General features: G+C 45.9%; 14 protein-coding genes. 13 read left to right on the top strand and 1 reads right to left on the bottom strand.

Features of this window, described 5'->3' with window-relative positions:
- The first annotated feature begins 23 nt into the window (after positions 1-23).
- The 5 genes from GRF59_RS07060 (at position 24) to GRF59_RS07040 (ending at position 5,851) form a co-directional block, all read left to right on the top strand.
- On the top strand, positions 24-1,772 hold the full coding sequence (locus GRF59_RS07060) for a cache domain-containing sensor histidine kinase (RefSeq protein WP_202128504.1): 1,749 nt from the start codon (positions 24-26) through the stop codon (positions 1,770-1,772).
- Complete coding sequence (locus GRF59_RS07055) at positions 1,769-2,557, top strand: response regulator (RefSeq protein ID WP_160496895.1); 789 nt, start codon at positions 1,769-1,771, stop codon at positions 2,555-2,557. Before GRF59_RS07060 ends, GRF59_RS07055 begins: the two co-directional genes overlap by 4 nt.
- 114 nt (positions 2,558-2,671) lie before the next feature.
- On the top strand, positions 2,672-3,997 hold the full coding sequence (locus GRF59_RS07050) for an extracellular solute-binding protein (protein WP_160496894.1): 1,326 nt from the start codon (positions 2,672-2,674) through the stop codon (positions 3,995-3,997).
- A gap of 89 nt (positions 3,998-4,086) precedes the next feature.
- Positions 4,087-4,968, top strand: coding sequence for a carbohydrate ABC transporter permease (locus GRF59_RS07045; RefSeq protein ID WP_160496893.1), 882 nt, complete (start codon positions 4,087-4,089; stop codon positions 4,966-4,968).
- A gap of 13 nt (positions 4,969-4,981) precedes the next feature.
- Positions 4,982-5,851 (top strand): carbohydrate ABC transporter permease, encoded by an 870-nt coding sequence (locus GRF59_RS07040; protein WP_160496892.1) that lies wholly within the window; start codon positions 4,982-4,984, stop codon positions 5,849-5,851.
- Between the two features lie 162 nt (positions 5,852-6,013).
- On the opposite strand, the gene GRF59_RS07035 is transcribed toward GRF59_RS07040, so the two are convergent.
- A complete protein-coding gene (locus GRF59_RS07035) occupies positions 6,014-7,618 on the bottom strand; it encodes a glycoside hydrolase family 43 protein (RefSeq protein WP_160496891.1) in 1,605 nt (534 codons plus the stop codon).
- 188 nt (positions 7,619-7,806) lie between these two features.
- On the opposite strand from GRF59_RS07035, the gene GRF59_RS07030 reads away from it, so the two are divergent.
- From GRF59_RS07030 to GRF59_RS07000, 8 genes are all read left to right on the top strand, one after another.
- Positions 7,807-8,691 carry a helix-turn-helix domain-containing protein gene (locus tag GRF59_RS07030; RefSeq protein ID WP_160496890.1) on the top strand — a complete coding sequence of 295 codons (885 nt, stop codon included), beginning with the start codon at positions 7,807-7,809 and terminating at the stop codon, positions 8,689-8,691.
- Between the two features lie 82 nt (positions 8,692-8,773).
- On the top strand, positions 8,774-8,896 hold the full coding sequence (locus GRF59_RS29945; protein ID WP_272914967.1) for a hypothetical protein: 123 nt from the start codon (positions 8,774-8,776) through the stop codon (positions 8,894-8,896).
- A gap of 168 nt (positions 8,897-9,064) precedes the next feature.
- Positions 9,065-9,760, top strand: a complete 696-nt coding sequence (locus tag GRF59_RS07025) for an SMI1/KNR4 family protein (RefSeq protein WP_160496889.1) — start codon at positions 9,065-9,067, stop codon at positions 9,758-9,760.
- A 236-nt stretch (positions 9,761-9,996) separates the two neighbouring features.
- Positions 9,997-10,521 carry a DinB family protein gene (locus GRF59_RS07020; RefSeq protein ID WP_160496888.1) on the top strand — a complete coding sequence of 175 codons (525 nt, stop codon included), beginning with the start codon at positions 9,997-9,999 and terminating at the stop codon, positions 10,519-10,521.
- Positions 10,522-10,796: 275 nt separating this feature from the next.
- Positions 10,797-11,303 carry a hypothetical protein gene (locus tag GRF59_RS07015; protein ID WP_160496887.1) on the top strand — a complete coding sequence of 169 codons (507 nt, stop codon included), beginning with the start codon at positions 10,797-10,799 and terminating at the stop codon, positions 11,301-11,303.
- 420 nt (positions 11,304-11,723) lie between these two features.
- Entirely contained in the window at positions 11,724-12,080 is a 357-nt protein-coding gene (locus GRF59_RS07010) for a glyoxalase superfamily protein (protein WP_160496886.1), read from the top strand.
- Between the two features lie 160 nt (positions 12,081-12,240).
- Positions 12,241-12,666, top strand: a complete 426-nt coding sequence (locus tag GRF59_RS07005) for an NUDIX hydrolase (protein WP_341480060.1) — start codon at positions 12,241-12,243, stop codon at positions 12,664-12,666.
- 35 nt (positions 12,667-12,701) lie between these two features.
- The gene (locus GRF59_RS07000; protein ID WP_160496884.1) at positions 12,702-13,316 is read left to right on the top strand and encodes an alpha/beta hydrolase; all 615 of its coding nucleotides are present in this window, start codon (positions 12,702-12,704) and stop codon (positions 13,314-13,316) included.
- Positions 13,317-13,453: the final 137 nt, after the last annotated feature.

Raw genomic sequence — 13,453 nt, 5'->3', positions numbered from 1 at the left:
GGGTGAGCAAAACGTTGGTTCATATGGGGAAATGGAATACCCTGCGCAATCAGATCTTATTGGGATTTATGCTGGTCATGTGCATTATATTGGCGCTGGTCGGCATCATCATGTTCGATCGGGTGTCGGTGCTGCTGCGCAACAATGCCGAAAAGCATGTTCAGCAAACGGCGGTTCAAGCTGCGGGACAGCTGGATGCATTGCTGAAGCAGATCGATATGCTGTCGACGCAGGTGGCGACGGATGCCACGATCCAGACACTGCTGGGCAAGGAAGTCCAAGGGGAGCGGGTCAACTTCGGCATGCGCCAGTCGCTGCAGCAGGAAGTCCGCAAGTATGAGGCCTATACGACGGGGATCCGTTCATTGGAGCTTTATATGACGGATGACCGGAGTCTGGTTCCTCTGTCCGATCTGAATTTGACCGACCGGGTGTCCGATACATCGATTCGGAAAGCCGATCAAGCCAAGGGAAAGCTGGTCTGGCTGGGGCTTGATCCACGCGATGCAGACACGGTGACGGCGATCCGGCAGGTACGTCTGATGGATCAATCTTTCGCTCACGGGGGATACGTATTGGTCCGCATCGATAAAAGCTATTTCGCGCTTACGGATAACGACTCGGTTTCCAAAAGCGGGACGCGAGAAAGAATGGGATTGTTTGACGAAGAGGGAAGAAGGATTTTTTCCAATTTTGACAGGTCGATCGATTCAAGGCAGGTGCTTCATCACGATGGGGAGACGATCGAGCTCGGGGACGAAGCCTATATTGCGGTCGAGAGCCGCTCCAAGACGACCGGCTGGGCTTTGGTCATTTTAACGCCCGTGGATTACACGACCGAAGGCATATCGGTGCTGCGTACGGTCATCGTCGTTTCCGGACTTGCCGGGGCGCTCTTGTTTCTTATTTTGAGTTTTGCGTTGTCCACGATGATCACGCGCCCGATCCTCAACTTAATCAAAGCGATGCGCGGTTCGCGGTTCGGCAATCTGAAGCATAATGCCATCAGTTCTACCACGATGGAGCTGCGTGAACTCAACAATACGTACAATCAGATGGTCGATTCGCTGAACGAACTCATCGAGGTGGTATACCAGAAAGAGATTATCCAAAGCAGAACCGAATTGAAAGCGCTTCAGGCTCAGATCAACCCGCATTTTCTGTTCAATACGCTGGAGGCGTTCTATTGGGCGCTGGAGGATAAAGGGGAAGAGGAGCTGGCGCAAATCGTCGTGTCCATGTCGGGTTTATTCCGATATGTCATCAACCGGTCGGAAGAAGATGAATGGGTGACGATCGGGGATGAGCTTGATCACGCGGGACGGTATCTAACGATCATGAAGATGCGCATGCTTGACCGCTTGTCGTGGAGCATTGACACGCAAGATGAACGCCGTGCCGTACCGCTGCCGAAGCTGCTCATTCAGCCGCTCGTGGAAAACGCCATCCTGCATGGCGTCGAGCAGCGCAGCGGAAAAGGAATGGTCATGGTGCAAGCCGAGCCGTCAGAGCGTGTGGGGTATACGCGCATTACGGTGACGGATGACGGACCGGGCATGTCTGCGCAAAAGTTATCTTCCCTTTATGAGGCGATGAAGGAGGGGTACATGAGCTCCTCCAAAGGGAAAGGCGTCGGCATCGCGAATGTGGAGCGGAGGCTGCGATTAACGTATGGGGAAGAAACGGAAGGGCTCGTCATCCGTAGTCGGGAAGGAAAAGGTACCGTCATTTCGTTTGAAATACCTGATAATGGAAAGGGGAAAGCCCAGTGAAACATATTCTTGTCGTAGACGATGAGCCTCGGACGCGCGAAGGCATCCGCAAAACATTGGAGATGTGGTCTTCAGGAGGGTATCGGATTGAAGTGGCTTCAAGCGGGATGGAGGCCCTGGCATGGCTGGATGCTCATGAGGCAAGCCTGATCATAACCGATATCCGTATGCCTGAAATGAGCGGACTTGAGCTGGTCGGGCGGCTGTGCGGCTTGCCTCACCCTCCGGTGGTCATTATCATATCGGGGCATTCCGATTTTGAATATGCGCACAGCGCGCTGAAGTTCGGTGTCATGGATTACTTGCTGAAACCGCTGGACAAGACCAAGCTCGTACAAGCGGTGGAGACCGCATTGGAGCGCGAGGCGTGGAATGACCGGATGGAGAAGATGCAAAAGCTGGTGGATCCCAAGCTGCTGGAAACCGTTCAAGAGGAAAAGGTGTACAGCCCCCAAGTGCAAAAAGCGCTGCAGTACGTGGACGAACATCTGCAGGAATCGGTGTCTTTGCGGGAAACCGCCGAACACTTGCATATGAACGCCAGCTATTTTAGCGTACACTTCAAGGAGCAGACAGGGCTTACGTTCAGCGATTATATTACCCGAAGCCGAATACAGCGGGCGAAACAGCTACTGACAAGCACCCGACTATCCGTTGCGGAGATTGCGCAGCAGGCGGGTTACCAGACCTCAAAATATTTTGTGAAGGTATTCCGCGCCATGGAAAACGTAAGTCCCGGCCAGTACCGGCAGCAGTGGCTGGATGATGAGCAGAAGATCCAATAAAAGTGGTATGAGTCCCAATCCCTCTGACCTTACGGCCCGGACGGTAGACTGCTAAACTTTAAGTAAGCGGTTGCAACCCGTTCAAGATAACGAGATAAAGGGGCTGTGAACAAGATGTTCAGTAAAAAATGGAACGTATTGCTTTTGACGATGTGCTTGGCGCTATTTGCGGCAGGCTGCGGCAAAAGCGACAGCGGCACGGGCGGTTCGGCATCCAAAGAGGGCACGAGTGCAAGCGAGAAGGTAACGATCAAGTTCATGCATTTATGGCCTGAAGGCGTATCCGCCGGACAAAACAAGATCGTCAACCAGATTATCAACGATTACCAGAAAGAACATGAGAATGTCACGATCAAACAGGAAGTGCTGGATAACGAGCAGTATAAAAATAAATTGAAGGTGTTATCCGCATCCAATGAGCTCCCCGACGTCGGCGTAACATGGGCTGCCGGATTCCTGAAGCCTTACGTGGAAGGCAATCTGTTTGCCCCGATTGATGATCTGTTAGGTGGTGAGCTGAAAGATAAATTCGTGGCGGGCACGACGGAAGCTTACGCGGTTGACGACAAAACCTACGCCCTTCCGCTCGAGTTCAACATTGCGCCGATCTATTACAACAAAGCCATTTTCAAAAAATACAATTTGGAGGTTCCGCAAACCTACGAGCAATTCAAGGGGATACTGAAAACGCTTTCCGATAACGGCGTAGCCCCGATCGCGCTCGGCAACAAAGACCGCTGGACCGGATCGCTCTGGTACATGTATTTGGCGGACCGCATTGCGGGTCAAAAAACGTTGGCGGATGCCATCGGCGGTTCGGGTTCCTTTAAAGATGCCGGACTGGTCCAAGCAGCCAAGGAAGTGCAGTCGCTTGTAGACAGCAACGCTTTTGTCAAAGGCTTTAACGGCTTGTCCAATGAAGAAGGCAAAGCCGAATTCCTGAACGAAAAAGCCGCCATGTATTTGATGGGAACATGGGAACTGCCAAACTACACGACCAATGAGGAGATTCCGAAGGAATTCCGCGACAATGTCGGCTTCTTTAAATTTCCTACGGTGGAGGGCGGCAAAGGCGATATCAACAGCTGGGTAGGCGGACCGGGCGTCGGTTTGTTCGTATCCCAAAATTCCGAAGTGAAAGAAGAAGCCAAAGCGTTCGTTCAATATTTTGTGACCAAGTGGGGCGAGCAGTCGGTCACCGGCGCGGGTGTCATACCGGCCACGAAAGTGGATACGTCCGCTCTGGATCTGCCTCCATTATACATCGATCTTTTTAATGAAATGAATAAGGCGAGCAGCATCACCCTGTTTGCAGACGTACAGATGCCGGCCAATGCGGCTGAAACCCATCTGAACATGATTCAAGCGCTGTTTGGCAAAGCCGTCTCCCCTGAAAAATTCTCGGAAGAGCATGATAAGGCCATTGCAAAAGGCAACTAGAGAATAAAAGGAAGGGAAAAACTTATCCGGCTGTCAGGCCGGATAAGTTTTTCCCGCAACCCTTGACGGTAAGAAAGGAGTCGGAGAACATGGACAAAGTCATGTCCAACAAGAAAATCATTGCCCTGTACGTCCTGCCTGCGCTGCTGCTCATTATGGCGATCGTTTATATTCCTATCGTGCTCACCGCTTACTACGGGTTAAACCAGTGGAACGGGATTGGCAGGATGAAATTTATCGGGCTCGATAATTACGCTGCACTGCTGACAGATGGTACCTTTTGGAAGAGCGCGTGGCACTCCCTGCTGCTCGCCGTATTTTCTTGCGCCAGCTTGATCATTTACCTCGCAGTCGCCATGGTGCTGGCGACCCGAATCAAAGGAGCGAACCTGTTCCGAAAAATATATTTGATACCAATGCTGCTCTCCTCCGTTGCGATTGCGCAGCTCTGGCTTCGGATTTACCATCCGACAAACGGTATTGTAAACAGCGTACTTGAGTCGATTGGCGTTGCAAATCCTCCTGCATGGCTCTCCGAGCCGAAGCTTGTTTTATTTGCCCTGTTCATTCCGATATTGTGGCAATATGCAGGTTTCTATATTTTGATTTATTATGCGGCGCTCAAAAACATCCCTGCCTCGCTGGAAGAGGCCGCCAAGATCGACGGGGCGAGTGCCCTGCAGATTGCATGGAAAATCAAACTGCCGCTTGCGATGGAAGTGATCAAGGTAACGGTGGTACTGGCGGTCGTCGGCTCCTTGAAATATTTCGACCTGATCTACGTCATGACCGACGGCGGACCCAACGGTTCGAGCGAAGTGATGGCATCCTACATGTATCACACGGCATTCCGTGCTTATGATTTCGGATACGGCAGCGCGACCGGTTTTTTCCTGCTCGTCATTTGCCTTATTGTAACTTGGGTTATCCGTAAAATAACGGCCGCAAAAGAAACAATCCAATATTCATAAGGAGGAGTGCTTCATGAGGTCCGAAGCTTTGTCGCCGTCTGTATTCAAGTCGAAGGCGGGCCTGAAAATCGGCTATGGCGTGCTTTATGCCGTTCTAACGATTGTTGCCGCCTTGCAATTACTGCCGCTGGTATGGCTGTTCTTGTTCTCGCTCAAAAACAATCAGGAGGTATTCAACCTACCGCCGTTATCGCTCCCTACCCATTTCCGATGGGAGAACTATGAAAAAGTCTGGAGTGCAGGCAATATAAGCGTTTATTTTCTGAACAGCGTGTGGATTACGGTCGCCGCTTCCGCCCTAACGATCATCCTGGGCAGCTTGACAACCTTTGCGATGACACGCATGAAATGGAAAGGGAGCTCGCTCGCGCTCGGATTGTTTATGGTAGCGATGATGATCCCCGTTCACTCTACGCTGATTCCGCTGTTCAGCATCTTTAATAAAGTCGGGCTGACGGATAATCCGTTGTCGTTGATTTTGTCCTATGTTGCGTTTAATATGCCGATCACGATCATGATCATGCTGGGCTTTTATTACGCGCTGCCGCGAGAAGTGGAGGAGGCTGCGGTGATGGACGGCTGTTCCGTCAACCGTCTGTTTTTCCAGATCGTGTTGCCGATGACGAGTTCGGTCATCGCAACGACCGGTATCATTAACATGATTTATAATTGGAATGAATTTATTTTCGTCAATACGTTCATCAGCTCGGACTCGCATAAAACGCTGACGGTCGGCGTTCAGAACTTCATCGGCCAGTACACGACGGACTGGGGTTCGATCGGGGCGACGCTCATGATCAGCATTTTGCCGATTCTGGTCATGTTTCTGTTCTTAAGCAACCGGATTGTGGAAGGAATCGCCGCAGGATCGGTAAAAGGATAACAAGAGGAATAGAAGGGTCTGCTCCGAAAAATCAGTGCATGATTTCGGGCAGGCCCTGTTGCCGTTTCGCAGCACATACGCAAAAATCCCCTCCGATGACAGGAAGGGATTTTCATGTTTTTCGCGTCGATTCAAGCTGGAATACAGGCGAAGTGCTTTAGTTCAATTTATATAGCTGAAATAGTCGAAGTCCGCGTGCAGCCGTTGACCGGATGTATCCTGGCATTGCATGCCGACGAATGCGCCCGTAAAAAATCCGCCGCCTTGGATATAATCGTCAGATAGCTTATAAGCATGGAACGTCACCGGGATCGCGGACCATTCCTCGCCGTTAAACGAATACGAATAATGATATACGTTATAGTCGACATCGACACGCAGGTACACATATTCCGCTGCATCCGGAACCGCGATCTCCCGGCCTGTCAACGGCATCGAGAAAACGAAGTTGTCGCAAACGACAAGCTCCAATATGCGCCCTTTGTCCTCGTTCCATGTGATCTGGCAGGAGGTCCAGTTCTGCGTATTGTAATAGTTGACGAGTCCTGCGGATTGCTGGAACGATACCGGATGGAAGTCCACTTTCGTCTCGGCCGAAAACTTGAAATGCTGCCAGCGTCTGGCGACATGGGCCTGCGTAAATTTCGATGTCAGTGACTCTCTGCCGTACAGACGCAGATGACCGGGGCGGGCGCTGAGCGATAGCGTTTCCGGCCCCAGCGGAATGCGCAGCGTTTGGAAATGCGGATTTAAAGTGAATCCGTCGAAGTCGTCTTTTTCAGGAACATCGGGTCCCCATGGTGCTTCGGCGATCCGGGGCCCTTCGATCTCAAGCGAAGGTTGGTTGCCGCCGACGACATAAGGCCAGCCGTCCCGCCATTCCAAACGCTGGATAGCCGTTTCCCTGCCCAGCGGACAATATCCGCGTGGATCGAGCAGCGGCTCGCCTTCCCTTGGCAGCGGTCTTCCCGTCAGGTGAACCAGAAACCATTCGTCGGTATGGGTTTGTACGATCGAAGCATGTCCGGCTTTTTGCAGCGGGTTCCGCGGCGCAGACCAGGAAGAGATCAGCGGATTGTCCGGATGCACCTCGTAAGGTCCGTGTATGTCTTTCGAGCGGGCGATGGTCGATTGGTGATCGTAACGGGTTCCGCCTTCCGCGGTCAGCAGGTAATACCAGCCATTGATATTGTAGAGATGGGGAGCTTCGGTCAGCTTGATGTCGGTACCCTGGAAGATGACTTCCGCTTTGCCGACCAGCTTCTGCTGATCAGCATCGTATTCTTGAAGCACGATGCCGTAGAAAGGATGATGGCCCACGCGCGGGTCCCACATCATATTGACGAAATATTTCTTCCCGTCTTCATCATGGAACAGGGAAGGATCGAAGCCCGAGCTGTTCATATGGATCGGTTCGGACCATTCGCCGTCGATCGAGTCGCAAGTAACGAGATAGTTATGACAGTCTTTCCATTGGCCTTCCGTCACCTTCACGTCGGTATAGATCAGCCAAAATTGCTCATTCGCATAAGATAATTGAGGTGCCCAAACGCCGCCGGAGTCAGGGTTGCCCATCATATTGAGCTGGCTAAGTCGGTTCAGCGGTCTTGCGGCAAGTCTCCAATGCTTCAAGTCTTTCGAATGGTAGATCCCGACACCGGGGAACCACTCGAAGGTCGATACGGCAATATAATAATCTTCACCAACCCGGCAGATGCAGGGATCAGGGTTAAAGCCCGTCAAAATCGGATTTTGGATCACAGCCATCGTAACACTCCTCAATAAAAAAGTTTACCCATTATTCATAAGCGTTATGGGATATAGGTCCAAGCTATAATAGCTTCATCTTATCAATGATGTGGAGCCGTTCCCATATCCATTGCAGGCTTATATTTACCCATTTCAAGCAAATTGCATATGCCCTTCAAAAAAATAAATCCAAGGAGCTGATCGCCATGGAATTTCCGCCTGATCGCATGCGCAAAGAATATATGCTGCCCGATATCGACTCGACCTTCCGCGTATTTGCAGCCCATTGGCGTACGGTGGCAGGCGATTGGACCTACCCGCTGCATCACCATCCGCTCTTTGAAGTGAATCTCGTATTGTCGGGCGTACAAGAAATGAGCGTCAACGGCCGAAAGTATGTCCAAAAACCGGGTGATCTCATGCTGCTGAATCCAGTCGATCAGCATGAAAGCCGTGTCATAGGCAGGGAGGAGATGACGTATTACTGTCTTCATTTCGACGTCGATGAGCGGTCGTTTCGCGAACTGTTATGCCGCAATCGCATTTGTTTTCATAAAGCGGGCAGTATCCTTGCGGATGCGGTTCGTCCCGCATTGAACAAGCTGCTGGAGCTGACCTCGGACGAAACTGCTTCGCGCGTGGACTCGCGGATGAGAATTCTCTCGGCCTTGTTTGAACTGTTTGCGGGCCTGAGCGGAACGTTATCCGAGCAGGAAAGCCAAATGACCCCTACGAGAAATGCGCAAACGGCTTCGAAAGTGGCGGCACTGCTGGAACGGGAGATCGAGGGGGCTCTGGATGGCAGCGGCGATCGGTTTCATGCCGAGACCATCGCGTCGATTGCAGCCATGGTCGGCTACAGCACGTCGGCGATGAACCGGATTTTTACGGAAGTATACGGCATGTCGCCGCGGCAGTATATGTCGACCTTGATGCTGAAGAAATCGAAGCTGCTGCTGATGGATCCGGAATTGTCGGTTGAGGCGGTATCGATCCGGCTCGGCTATAAAAATATCGCGCATTTCAGCCGGCAGTTCAAGCGCTGGACGGGGGAATCGCCAAGCCGGTTTCGCGACAGATACCATAAGTAATTCAGTTCAGCCGAAGAGGGATTGTTAAATAGTTCGTTGAATTTTAATGAAGCAAAGATGAATCAATGATCGGAGGTGGCATATGGATATCGAAATTCGTGAAATTCAAAAAACTGATTATCCTGACGTAGTATTGTTATGGAATAACGACTTAGGGAGTCCTACTGTCACTGCTGTAAATATTTCCGACGATTTGAAAGACTGAATAAAGATGAGAATTACAGAACATTCGTCGCGTTGTTTGAAAACAAGGTTGTGGGTTGTATTACGATGGTCCAAACCATGGCGAGCATGAACATCGTCTAACATTTATATTCATGCATCTGAACCTAGCGGCTCCTCAGTTTGCGATGTAATTCATGGAGGCATAGATATGATTAAAGATCTATTAAGTAGACTTAACATTACTCTACCAGATGCGGAAACAGAAGTATTGCAATCTCATCATCTGAAACAGAACAATACAACATTCTATCTAAGGTTAATGGATATTGAAGAAATAATGGAAGTAACTGATTTTATGTCTGAGATGGATGTATTTCAAGATATTGTTCCATTATGGGCTGATGATCATTCGAATTATATCGGCATCTATGTCCAGGGCACGTGTAAGAACAAGGTATGTTATTTAAATCATGAGGAAACCGATCTATCGCCTGGATTCAGGAGTATAAGTACATTTGTTTCTGAACTTGAATCACATCCTGATTTAGATTGGCATGAATTAAAAAAAGAATATCCAGCTGATATAGATAGTGATCCTAACTTGTTGGAAGAAGATTTGAATTGTATTTCTGATTTGAATAACTTAATCAACTCTAATAATCAAATTACTGATGAAATGCGTTGTCAATATATTTATTCCATCATGGTCTTAACTCCGAAAACTCAGCTTGATTCCATAGTTAAGTATTTAGATGACGAAGATAAGTATGTACAAGAAAGAGCCTGTGAGATCATTGGATATCACAAGTATGCTCCTGCAAAAGATAAGCTTGTAGAAATTTCAAAATCAGGAATGCACAACGGGAAAATAGCTGCAAAGAAAGCATTGGCAAGAATACGATAATCAGACAATACATATAAGGCAGATTAAAATAACGGAGACACCACTTTGTTTACTATATTGGCAGATAAATAATATTAAAGGAATCGAAAAACATGTGTATTCTTCATCAAAGGCACGGATATCTGATAACACAAGCCATTAACGAAAATTCACAAAAAGAAGAGAACAAAAAATGGTCCGTGAATACGGAATCGTTATCGGAAATGAAATTCTAAAAGCGAGGAGGCAGAACTTGAATGCTTTTTGATTTAAAAGGTGATGCCAATATGTCACCCATTGTGGGCATGTTGTACTCTGCCGTAAAAGAGAATGACCAACGATTACAATTCATAACTGCTGGAATGTCGCAAGCAGAAGTAGATTACAAGGGACCAAATAATAATTTTAATAGTACCGCTCAGTTAATAAAACATCTCATGTATGTTGATTTGAATTGGATTTTTAGAATCAAAGGCGAATCACTTCCTCAGTCGTTCAAGGAACAATATGGTCCCATGATAGATGAAAATAATAGGCTTCCCATGGTTAAAGGAATGTCTTTGAACACACTTATGTCTCAATATGTAAGTATATTAGAAATGTTGAAGGAAGCTTGTACGAACTTAACAGATGCTGATTTAGATAAAGTTGTAACTTTTGGACATGAGAATGAAAAGCAAGCAACTATTCGTTGGGGAATATGGCATATGGCTGACCATAGCCGTTATCATCAAGCTCATATTAATCAACTTAGAAAGTGGTATAGAGAAAATCTCGATTAACCATTGTTTTGATATAAATTTGGCTTGTCTATGTGAGGCAGGCCTTCATACTTAAAAGATTCGACTAGTTTTAGATTCCTTATGAATCAAGATGATTTACTCAAAAAACAAGTGTTTGAAAAGAGTATTTAGCTAATTCATAACTATTACTACATTGATTTCTGATAACAATATATTTACGCATTGGGCATTCGCCCTCGGTCGGTGTGTCGCCGTGAACACGAAAAGTTATCGGAAATCAGCGCAAATAATTAACTGGAAGTGGTGATATTTCAATGATGTATTTTGAATATTTAAATACAAGGAAGAAACAGTTTGTTGAGCAGCTTGAATATTCTTTAAAGAGTTATAAAGTCCAGCCAGTAGGTAACGGATATATTGACTGTATTACAATGAAAGATAATATGAAGTTGTTTATCAATGAAGTCTCTACTATAGGGATTTTAATATCAGTTGTAACTTGGTGGTGTTATGTAGATCCAAGTAACAATCTATCAGGTTGTCCTCATGGCATGGGCGGGCCTATATCGAAATACTATGAAGGTTGGTTTAGTGAACTACAAAACGAAGCTTACGAAGTAGATGAAGAAAGATTATCCTCGATAATACACTTCTATGACAAACAACATATAACTTTATTAAATCAAGATACAATGAACAGGATTGAACAAATACTAAAAGAACCTTTTAGGTATACTCCTTCGGAGTACATTAAAGAGAATAAATGTGTAATACCTGGTTTATGGTTACTTGTACCAGATGATTGGAAGAGTTTGAGTTAAGTATATTCACCGAGGTACTGACTTCCTATAACAATATGTTCACACATCGGTGCCTGACAGAGTCTTAAGTCAGTGGGATGTCGTGAATACAGGAACGTTAGGTGAAATATGATAAGGGAGGTGAAGACATTCGGTTTGATCTAATATCTGATATTCATCTTGATTTTTGGGTAGAAAACTCTAATCAAATAAAAAGAAAGAAACAAAATAATTTTTAGTTCAATTCCCAAGAAAGCCGAAGAGAAACTGGTCTAGAAATTGAGGCAACCCAAAGATTCGATATATCCATGTTTTGTTATCTTGGGGCTTATAAATAGGATGTTAAAGAATGATTCTTAGAATAATGAAATAACGAATATGTGAGAGTATCTCAAGAAGTTGTAATCGTCTTATAAGATCTATTATATGGAGGTCAACCGTATGAAGCTTCAAGAAATAGTTCCTATACTTCGAATTTTTGATGTGAAGAAGGCAATGGAGTTTTATATTGATTACTTAGAATTCAATGTGGATGGGGAACATCGATTTGAAGCCGATTTGCCTTTATATATTCAGATTTCGAAGAATAATGTAAAGATACATTTAAGTGAACATTATGGAGATTGCTGTCCAGGAGCTGCAATAAGAATACAAGTAATCGGAATCAAAGAATTCCAAAAGAATCTAATGGATAAACAAAATAACTATTCACGACCTGGATTAGAGAGTACCCCATGGGGAAGTGAAGAATGTTGTGTAATAGATCCATTTGGAAACCGAATTATATTTTATGAGTAAAGAAACGAGGAACATTAAATTAACAAAAATACTGGAGGGTTATACGATGAAGCGGGATCAGCCAGACAACCACTGCGATCCTAAGTCTGACCCCCTCCCTGTTAGTCACTTACCTGCGAAGAGCATATTAAATCCTTTTAATTCATTGGAGGTTAAGTCCGTGAATCCACCAAAGCATATTGTTTCTGCAGCTGCTATTGTCGTTAACGATAATCAAGAGATATTACTCATTAAGGGGCCACGTAGGGGTTGGGAAATGCCAGGAGGACAAGTTGAACTGGGGGAATCCCTTTCACAGGCAGCAATAAGAGAAACCAAAGAAGAATCGGGGATAGACATAGAAATCATCAAATTTTGCGGGATTTTTCAGAATACTGGAAACTCAATTTGTAATACCTTATTTCTAGCAAAGCCGATTGGTGGAGAACTAATAACAACGGAAGAGAGCTTGGATTCTGGTTTTTTTTCAATAGAAGAAGCCTTGGAAAAAGTTAAATGGAAAAACTTTAGACAAAGAATAGAATACTGTTTAAAAACTGAAACACAACCTTTTTGTATTGAGTTTAACGACGAGATGAATATTTGAGAGTATCTCAAGAAATTAGGAAAGGATAGAAGACGATGAAATTAGACATTCTAACCGTACCCTCGTTTTGGAAAACTGAAATGAACCAAAAATATTATCAACTTCATGAAGAAAACAGCAAGTTGGTTGTTCTGTTTCCCGGAAAAAACTATCCTTGTCATAAGCCAATTCTACACTTTGCGGGAACTTCCGCAATTCAAAGTGGTTTTGACTTAATGGTACTTGAATATGGATATCAAGCTGCGAGAACGGATTTGGATATGAATGACCTGCCGAGAGTAATAGAAGATAGCCATGAAACGGTTCGGCGAATCATTAACAAGTATCATGAAGTCATTTTTATTAGTAAGAGCATAGGGACAATCGTTGCGGGTGAAGTTCATGGAAAACTTGATATGCCCATAAGACATTTATTTTTGACACCCATTAAAGACACAATTCGTTATATCAACAAGTCTAATGGACTCGTGGTTTATGGGACAAAGGATGAGATGTTTAATAATGAACTTGCAAACCAAATTAACATAGATGAAGTAAGAGAGGTCATTGAAATTCCTAATGCAAATCATTCCTTTGAGACCCATAATGTTGAGGAAGATATTGAGATTCTAAGTCAACTTGTAAGGATATATTTGGATTTTCTTAAGTAGATGAGGATTTGAAGAGGCATCGGCTTCTTGCGATAAAATCAGGAAAATAATGGGTTACCCTAACTCAGCATCTTCGTGAAACTGGCCGAGTATGCAAATAATTTCATAGTTGGCAAAGGAACTTACTTGGTTACTTA

This window comes from Paenibacillus dendrobii, from assembly GCF_009807035.1.
Lineage (GTDB): Bacteria > Bacillota > Bacilli > Paenibacillales > Paenibacillaceae > Paenibacillus_AQ > Paenibacillus_AQ dendrobii.
The sequence above is the reverse complement of the archived record's forward strand: the minus strand, read 5'-3'. Positions and strand labels throughout refer to the sequence as shown.

Excerpts from the sequence above, each read along its gene's own strand:
- GRF59_RS07060 (WP_202128504.1), top strand. The coding sequence starts at position 24 with ATGGGGAAATGGAATACCCTGCGCAATCAGATCTTATTGGGATTTATG.
- GRF59_RS07050 (WP_160496894.1), top strand. The coding sequence starts at position 2,672 with ATGTTCAGTAAAAAATGGAACGTATTGCTTTTGACGATGTGCTTGGCG.
- GRF59_RS07045 (WP_160496893.1), top strand. The coding sequence starts at position 4,087 with ATGGACAAAGTCATGTCCAACAAGAAAATCATTGCCCTGTACGTCCTG.
- GRF59_RS07040 (WP_160496892.1), top strand. The coding sequence starts at position 4,982 with ATGAGGTCCGAAGCTTTGTCGCCGTCTGTATTCAAGTCGAAGGCGGGC.
- GRF59_RS07035 (WP_160496891.1), bottom strand. The coding sequence starts at position 7,618 with ATGGCTGTGATCCAAAATCCGATTTTGACGGGCTTTAACCCTGATCCC.
- GRF59_RS07030 (WP_160496890.1), top strand. The coding sequence starts at position 7,807 with ATGGAATTTCCGCCTGATCGCATGCGCAAAGAATATATGCTGCCCGAT.
- GRF59_RS29945 (WP_272914967.1), top strand. The coding sequence starts at position 8,774 with ATGGATATCGAAATTCGTGAAATTCAAAAAACTGATTATCCTGACGTA.
- GRF59_RS07025 (WP_160496889.1), top strand. The coding sequence starts at position 9,065 with ATGATTAAAGATCTATTAAGTAGACTTAACATTACTCTACCAGATGCG.
- GRF59_RS07020 (WP_160496888.1), top strand. The coding sequence starts at position 9,997 with ATGCTTTTTGATTTAAAAGGTGATGCCAATATGTCACCCATTGTGGGC.
- GRF59_RS07015 (WP_160496887.1), top strand. The coding sequence starts at position 10,797 with ATGATGTATTTTGAATATTTAAATACAAGGAAGAAACAGTTTGTTGAG.
- GRF59_RS07010 (WP_160496886.1), top strand. The coding sequence starts at position 11,724 with ATGAAGCTTCAAGAAATAGTTCCTATACTTCGAATTTTTGATGTGAAG.
- GRF59_RS07000 (WP_160496884.1), top strand. The coding sequence starts at position 12,702 with ATGAAATTAGACATTCTAACCGTACCCTCGTTTTGGAAAACTGAAATG.